8 protein-coding genes and 1 other RNA gene are annotated in these 6,803 nt (G+C 53.8%); 6 read left to right on the plus strand and 3 right to left on the minus strand.

Annotated features, from left to right (window positions below; translation table 11 throughout):
* Positions 1 to 134: 134 nt before the first annotated feature.
* Positions 135 to 818 carry a uracil-DNA glycosylase gene (gene ung, locus B880_RS0112800; RefSeq protein ID WP_017347818.1) on the plus strand — a complete coding sequence of 228 codons (684 nt, stop codon included), beginning with the start codon at positions 135 to 137 and terminating at the stop codon, positions 816 to 818.
* A gap of 51 nt (positions 819 to 869) precedes the next feature.
* Here the strand turns inward: ung and grpE are convergent, their stop codons facing one another.
* Complete coding sequence (grpE, locus tag B880_RS0112805) at positions 870 to 1,451, minus strand: nucleotide exchange factor GrpE (RefSeq protein WP_017347819.1); 582 nt, start codon at positions 1,449 to 1,451, stop codon at positions 870 to 872.
* Between the two features lie 122 nt (positions 1,452 to 1,573).
* Between grpE and nadK the strand changes: the two genes are divergently transcribed.
* The 3 genes from nadK to bamE all read left to right on the plus strand — a co-directional run bounded on the left by nadK (position 1,574) and on the right by bamE (position 4,733).
* Entirely contained in the window at positions 1,574 to 2,452 is an 879-nt protein-coding gene (gene nadK / locus B880_RS0112810; RefSeq protein WP_017347820.1) for an NAD(+) kinase, read from the plus strand.
* Between the two features lie 83 nt (positions 2,453 to 2,535).
* Positions 2,536 to 4,197 (plus strand): DNA repair protein RecN, encoded by a 1,662-nt coding sequence (gene recN / locus B880_RS0112815; RefSeq protein ID WP_017347821.1) that lies wholly within the window; start codon positions 2,536 to 2,538, stop codon positions 4,195 to 4,197.
* Between the two features lie 188 nt (positions 4,198 to 4,385).
* On the plus strand, positions 4,386 to 4,733 hold the full coding sequence (bamE, locus tag B880_RS0112820) for an outer membrane protein assembly factor BamE (protein ID WP_017347822.1): 348 nt from the start codon (positions 4,386 to 4,388) through the stop codon (positions 4,731 to 4,733).
* 81 nt (positions 4,734 to 4,814) lie between these two features.
* Here bamE and B880_RS0112825 read toward each other — a convergent pair whose 3' ends face one another.
* Entirely contained in the window at positions 4,815 to 5,108 is a 294-nt protein-coding gene (locus tag B880_RS0112825) for an RnfH family protein (protein ID WP_017347823.1), read from the minus strand.
* Entirely contained in the window at positions 5,101 to 5,535 is a 435-nt protein-coding gene (locus tag B880_RS0112830; protein ID WP_017347824.1) for a type II toxin-antitoxin system RatA family toxin, read from the minus strand. The genes B880_RS0112825 and B880_RS0112830 overlap by 8 nt, the downstream gene beginning before the upstream one ends.
* 159 nt (positions 5,536 to 5,694) lie before the next feature.
* Between B880_RS0112830 and smpB the strand changes: the two genes are divergently transcribed.
* Together smpB and ssrA are read left to right on the plus strand one after the other, a co-directional pair.
* Complete coding sequence (gene smpB / locus B880_RS0112835) at positions 5,695 to 6,177, plus strand: SsrA-binding protein SmpB (protein ID WP_017347825.1); 483 nt, start codon at positions 5,695 to 5,697, stop codon at positions 6,175 to 6,177.
* A gap of 45 nt (positions 6,178 to 6,222) precedes the next feature.
* Positions 6,223 to 6,587: a transfer-messenger RNA gene (gene ssrA / locus B880_RS26085) on the plus strand.
* Positions 6,588 to 6,803 lie beyond the last annotated feature (216 nt).

Consider the following 6,803-nt stretch of genomic DNA (forward strand, 5'->3'; position numbering starts at 1 on the left):
GGCGATTTTTTTTGCCTTTAAGCGGCAAAATTCAGGCTTTAAGGGTGGAATCTCACTTCAGGTCGTGATTTCATCCATTTTCATCACAAGCTGGCAGCTAAGCCAGACAGCATAATTTCAGGCAGGAGCATGAGATGGCCGACAAGTTAACCTGGCACGACGTGCTGGCGGTGGAAAAAGAGAAACCCTATTTCAATGAGACGCTGAAGCAGGTGGCACGCGAGCGCGAGGCGGGAATTACCGTCTATCCGCCGCAAAAAGATGTGTTTAATGCCTTCCGTCTGACCGAACTCGGCGACATCAAAGTGGTGATCCTCGGCCAGGACCCGTACCACGGCCCGAATCAGGCGCATGGTTTGGCTTTCTCTGTGTTGCCGGGCGTCGCCGTTCCCCCTTCGCTGCAGAACATGTACAAAGAGCTGGTGCAGGATATTCCTGGTTTCGAGCGTCCGCAGCACGGTTTCCTTGAGAGTTGGGCACGTCAGGGCGTGTTGCTGCTGAACACGGTTCTGACCGTTGAGGCCAGCAAAGCGCACTCACACGCGCGTTTCGGCTGGGAAACCTTCACGGATAACGTTATCGCGGCGATTAATCAGCATCGCGAGGGCGTGATCTTCCTGCTGTGGGGATCGCACGCACAGAAAAAGGGCAGCATTATCGATCGCCAGCGCCATCATGTTTTACAGGCGCCACACCCTTCTCCGCTCTCTGCACATCGCGGTTTCTTTGGCAGCAAGCACTTCTCGCAGACCAACGCGCTGTTGCAATCTGCCGGTCAGCAGCCGATTGACTGGACACCGGTGTTACCGGAAAGCTGAAAAGCAAACGGCCGCGACTAAGCGCGGCCGTCATCACCAATCTTACACCACTCAGGCTTTGGCTTTCGCCACTGTCACCATGGCTGGACGCAACAGACGACCATTCAGGGTGTAGCCACGCTGCATGACAAACAGCACGTGGTTTGGCGCAACATCAGCAGATTCGATCATCGAAATCGCCTGATGCACTTCCGGGTTGAATGGCTCATTTGGCTGACCAACAACTTCAACACCAAACTTACGCACTGCACCCAGCAGGCCTTTCAGCGTCAGCTCGATGCCTTCCAGCATGGAGGCCAACTGCTCATTGTCTTTATCAGCCACTTCCAGCGCACGCTCAAGGCTATCGATCACTGGCAGCAGTTCATTAGAGAATTTCTCCAATGCGAATTTGTGTGCCTTCTCGATATCCATTTCGGTACGACGGCGAATGTTCTCGATTTCCGCCTGGGCGCGCAGTTGTGCATCACGCACTCCGCCTTGCGCCTGAGCCAGCTCAGCCTCTAACTGGGCGATACGCTCATCACGCGGATCCACCTCTGGGGCTGTCTCGGTTTCCACTTGTGCCTGCTGTTCCTGTTGAATTTCTTCAGAGACTTGCTCGTTTGGGGTGTTCTGTTCTTTACTACTCATGAATTTCTCCGCGTTTTGCACATTCATCTCGCTGGTTGGCTTATTATGGGGATCACTCTGGCGGTTTCAAGGGAACCCATCACATTGCCTGGCCGTTTTGGCTTTTGAGGACTATCCGCTCCATGAATACACACTTTAACTGCATTGGTATTGTTGGCCATCCACGCCATCCTACGGCGTTAACCACCCACGAAATGATGTGGCGTTGGCTGACCTCCAAAGGTTATCAAGTGATTGTCGAAAAGCAGATCGCTAAAGAGTTGGCGCTGCGCGATGCACAAACCGGCACGCTGGCAGAGATAGGCGAAAAGGCCGATCTCGCGGTGGTGGTCGGTGGGGATGGCAACATGCTGGGCGCTGCTCGCGTGCTTTCTCGCTACGATATCAAAGTGATTGGTATCAACCGTGGCAATCTGGGTTTTCTGACCGACCTCGATCCAGACAATGCCCAACAGCAGCTGGATGACGTCTTACAGGGCAACTATTTTGTCGAAAGCCGTTTCCTGCTTGAAGCACAGGTCGGCAGCGACAACTGCTCGCCGCGTTTAGCCACAGCGATCAATGAAGTGGTGCTGCACCCCGGCAAAGTGGCGCACATGATTGAGTTTGAGGTCTACATTGACGAGAATTTCGCCTTCTCTCAGCGTTCAGATGGTTTGATCATCTCCACGCCGACCGGCTCAACCGCCTATTCACTCTCCGCTGGCGGGCCGATTCTGACCCCTTCACTGGAAGCGATTGCCCTGGTGCCGATGTTCCCGCATACGCTCTCCTCGCGCCCGCTGGTCATCAACAGCAGCAGCACCATTCGCCTGCGCTTCCCGACCCGCAGAAGCGACCTGGAAATCAGCTGTGACAGCCAGATAGCCCTGCCGATTCAGGAAGGGGAAGATGTATTGATCAGACGCAGCTCGCATCATCTCGATCTGATACATCCGAAAAATTACAATTATTTCAACACGCTAAGCTCTAAGCTTGGCTGGTCAAAAAAATTGTTCTAAAACCCAGCGCGCCCTCTTTACTGGATAAAAAACCAGTTTATACTGTATGTAAAACCATATCTGTTTTTACATACAGGTGACTTATGCTGGCACAACTGACCATCAGTAACTTTGCTATCGTTCGCGAACTGGAAATTGATTTTCAACAGGGTATGACCGCCATCACCGGGGAGACCGGGGCCGGTAAATCCATCGCTATTGATGCGCTCGGGTTGTGCCTGGGCGGTCGCGCTGAAGCAGATATGGTGCGTCAGGGAGCCAGCCGGGCCGATATTTGCGCTCGCTTTAACCTCAAATCTTCCCCTTCAGCCCAACGCTGGTTGCAGGAAAATCATCTTGATGAAGGCAGTGAATGCCTGCTGCGCCGTGTGATCAGCAGCGATGGACGATCCCGTGGCTTTATCAACGGCACGTCGGTCCCGCTGTCACAGCTGCGCGATCTCGGCCAGCTCCTGATTCAGATTCACGGTCAGCACGCCCATCAGTTGCTGCTAAAAGGCGATCACCAAAAACACCTGCTGGACGCCTACTCCGGCCATGATGCCCTGCTGCTCACTATGCGTGCCCAGTATCAAAGCTGGCACCAGAGCTGCCGTGACCTGGCTCAGCACCAGCAGTTGGCGCAGGAACGCGCTGCACGCCGTGAGCTGTTGCAGTACCAGTTGAAAGAACTCAACGAGTTTTCCCCGCAGCCGGGTGAATATGAGCAGATTGACGAAGAGTTCAAGCGTTTAGCCAACAGCGGACAGCTGCTCTCCACCAGCCAGCAGGCCCTCCAGATGCTGGCAGATGGCGATGACAGCAACATCAGCAGCCTGCTTTACAGCGTGCGCCAGATGCTGGCAGAGCTCACCGGCATGGATGACAAACTGGGTGGCGTGTGGAACCTGCTGGAAGAGGCCTCGATTCAGCTTTCCGAAGCCAGTGATGAACTGCGCCACTACTGCGACCGCCTCGATCTCGATCCAAACCGCCTGTATGAAGTCGAACAGCGCATTTCCCGGCAGATTGCCCTGGCGCGCAAGCACCACGTCACGCCGGAAGCCCTGCCGGAGCACCATCAGCAGTTGCTGGCCGAAGCAGAGCTGCTCTCGCAGCATGAGAGCGACCAGGAGAGCCTGCATCACCAGGTGAGCGAGCACTATCAGGCGGCACTCAGCAGTGCAGAACTGCTGCATGAGCAGCGCGTCCTGTTCGCTGAAGAGCTACAGCAGCTGATTACGCAGAGTATGCACACCCTCTCCATGCCGCACGGCCAGTTTGCGATTGAACTGACCTTTAACCCGGAACAGATCACCGCCGAGGGTGCGAGCAAAATTGATTTCCTCGTCACCACCAACCCAGGCCAGCCGTTGCAGCCGCTGGGCAAAGTGGCCTCCGGGGGCGAGCTTTCCCGTATTGCCCTGGCGATTCAGGTGATTACCGCGCAAAAAATGGAAACCCCTGCGATGATCTTCGATGAAGTCGATGTGGGTATCAGCGGCCCAACCGCTGCGGTAGTGGGTAAAATGTTACGCCAGCTGGGCGAATCCACCCAGGTGATGTGCGTAACGCACTTACCGCAGGTTGCAGGCTGTGGACATCAACATTTCTTCGTCAGCAAACAGACCGACGGCGCAATGACAGAAACCCATATGCAGCCGCTGGATAAGCGTGCGCGCCTGCAGGAACTGGCGCGTTTACTGGGCGGCAGCGAAGTCACTCGCAACACATTGGCCAACGCCAAAGAACTTTTGGCGGCCTGACAGCGCACTTTTTTGCAGCCTCGTGGTCATAAGCTTGCTCTGTAGAGGTTTCCAATGGCGCAAAGGTTTATTATCATCGGCAACTTATGTCGCCTGAGTACTAAGCCTGCCGCAGGCAGAGTTCAGAATTTGATGGCAAAAAACAGCCTGTACACAGAGGCGTTTGGCCCCGAAAAAGGAATGTATAGATGCGTTGTAAAATGCTGACTGCTGCGGCAGTGGTAATGTTGATGATGACCGCCGGGTGTTCAACTCTGGAACGTGTGGTGTATCGCCCGGATATCAATCAGGGGAACTATCTGGTCGCCAATGATGTGGCAAAACTGCATACCGGCATGACGCAACAGCAAGTCGCGTATACTCTGGGTACGCCGATGATGAAAGATCCGTTCGGTAGCAACGTGTGGTACTACGTGTTCCGTCAGGAACCAGGCCATGAGAAGGTGACTCAGCAGACGCTGACCCTGACCTTCGACGGTAACGGTGTGTTAACCAATATTGATAACAAACCGAATCTGACCGACGTGCAGGGCTAATAGCCCCTCACAGTAGAAAAGGCGCTCAAGGCGCCTTTTTTGTTGTGGAAGCTGGCGATAATAGCCAGACAGCGAGCGGTGTTACTTTTTCTCGCTAGCCGAGCGTTCAGCACGCTGACGACGCAACTCTTTCGGATCGGCAATCAGGGGACGGTAAATTTCCACCCGATCGCCCTCTTCAACCACATCACTCAGCTTGACCGGACGGCTGTAAATACCCACTTTATTGACGCTCAAGTCGATATCTTTGCGCAGACGTAACAGGCCTGAAGCCACAATCGCCTGTTCAACCGTACTGCCCTGCTCCAGCTTTACGCTTTGCAGATACTGCTTCTCTGGCAAGGCATACACCACTTCCACCGCGATATCAGGCACTGTAGACCTCTTTCGCGCGTTGGGTAAACGCCTGAACCATGCTGCTGGCCAGCTCTTTGAAGACGCGACCAAATGCCATCTCAACCAGCATATTGGTGAATTCAAATTCGAGGCTGAGTTCTACTTTGCAGGCATCGTCACCCAGTGAGACAAAGCGCCAACCGCCCGTCAACTGACGGAACGGGCCGTCAACCAGCTGCATATGGATGCTCTGATTATCGGTCAGGGTGTTACGCGTGGTGAAGGTTTTGCTGATGCCGGCTTTGGAGACATCGACTGATGCTGTCATTTGCGTTTCCGTCGCGTCAAGGACGCGGCTACCGGTGCAACCTGGTAAAAACTGCGGATAGGCATCGACATCGTTTACGAGCCGGTACATCTGCTCAGCGCTGTAAGGGACCAGCGCTGAACGGCTAATCTGGGCCATAATGGTTCCTGTTCAAGATACAACCGCTGGATGATAGCATTCTCAGCGATCAAACAAAAATTCCCCGGGTTTTCAGTTGTGCTAGAATACCGCGTTTCTCCCCGCCCCGCTGGACTGGGGGTGCGATAACCGCTCAAGTGATGTAGAGTACGCCGCATTATGACAAAGAAAAAAGCACACAAACCCGGATCTGCCACCATTGCCCAGAACAAGCGTGCCCGTCATGAATACTTTATTGAAGAAGAATTCGAAGCGGGACTCTCACTGCAAGGTTGGGAAGTTAAATCCATGCGCGCCGGCAAGGCCAACCTCAGCGACAGCTACATTTTGCTGCGCGATGGCGAAGCTTATCTGTTCGGTTCCACCATTCAGCCATTGATTGGCGCATCGACCCACGTGGTCTGCGACCCAACGCGCAACCGTAAACTGCTGTTGAAGCAGCGCGAACTGGACTCCATCATTGGCCGCGTCAATCGCGAAGGCTACACCGTTGTTGCCCTCTCCCTGTACTGGAAAAACGCCTGGGCGAAGCTCAAAATCGGCGTTGCCAAAGGTAAAAAAGAGCACGACAAGCGCGATGACATCAAAGAACGCGAATGGAAACTCGACAAAGCGCGCATCATGAAGAAGGCAAACCGCTAAGTCGCTGGTAAAGCATCACCTTTTTCTGTTATAGTTTCATTACTTGGGGCTGATTCTGGATTCGACGGGATTTGCGAAGCCCTAGGAGCATGCCGAGGGGCGGTTGGCCTCGTAAAAAGCCGCAAAAAAATAGTCGCAAACGACGAAAACTACGCTTTAGCAGCTTAATAACCTGCCAAGAGCCCTCTCTCCCTAGCTTCCGCTCTTAAGACGGGGATCAAAGAGAGGTCAAACCCAAAAGAGATCGCGTGGATGCCTTGTCTGGGGTTGAAGCGTTAAAAATAATCAGACTAGTTTGTTAGTGGCGTGTCTGTCCGCAGCTAACCGGCGAATGCAAAGATTAGACTAAGCATGTAGTGCCGACGGTGTAGTAATTTCGGACGCGGGTTCAACTCCCGCCAGCTCCACCAAAATTCTTGATCGGTGACACCAGAGTCACATGATGAAGTCCTAAAAGCCCGCACGGCGTGAGTCATGCGGGCTTTTTTGTGTCCGGTAAGTGTCAAGGTAGTTGGCACCCTTAGTTAATTTATGCTGCCTGTTTTTCCCGTTCCGGATTCCATTACCGGACCTTCCGGTTGCCAGTTTCTGTTTTTTCCTGACCAGCGTTCCGGACGCGCTTTCTG

The organism is Pantoea sp. A4, from assembly GCF_000295955.2.
GTDB lineage: Bacteria > Pseudomonadota > Gammaproteobacteria > Enterobacterales > Enterobacteriaceae > Pantoea > Pantoea multigeneris.

Bases quoted from the DNA above. Each gene is read 5' to 3' on its own strand.
- ung (WP_017347818.1), top strand. From the start codon at position 135: ATGGCCGACAAGTTAACCTGGCACGACGTGCTGGCGGTGGAAAAAGAG.
- grpE (WP_017347819.1), bottom strand. From the start codon at position 1,451: ATGAGTAGTAAAGAACAGAACACCCCAAACGAGCAAGTCTCTGAAGAA.
- nadK (WP_017347820.1), top strand. From the start codon at position 1,574: ATGAATACACACTTTAACTGCATTGGTATTGTTGGCCATCCACGCCAT.
- recN (WP_017347821.1), top strand. From the start codon at position 2,536: ATGCTGGCACAACTGACCATCAGTAACTTTGCTATCGTTCGCGAACTG.
- bamE (WP_017347822.1), top strand. From the start codon at position 4,386: ATGCGTTGTAAAATGCTGACTGCTGCGGCAGTGGTAATGTTGATGATG.
- B880_RS0112830 (WP_017347824.1), bottom strand. From the start codon at position 5,535: ATGGCCCAGATTAGCCGTTCAGCGCTGGTCCCTTACAGCGCTGAGCAG.
- smpB (WP_017347825.1), top strand. From the start codon at position 5,695: ATGACAAAGAAAAAAGCACACAAACCCGGATCTGCCACCATTGCCCAG.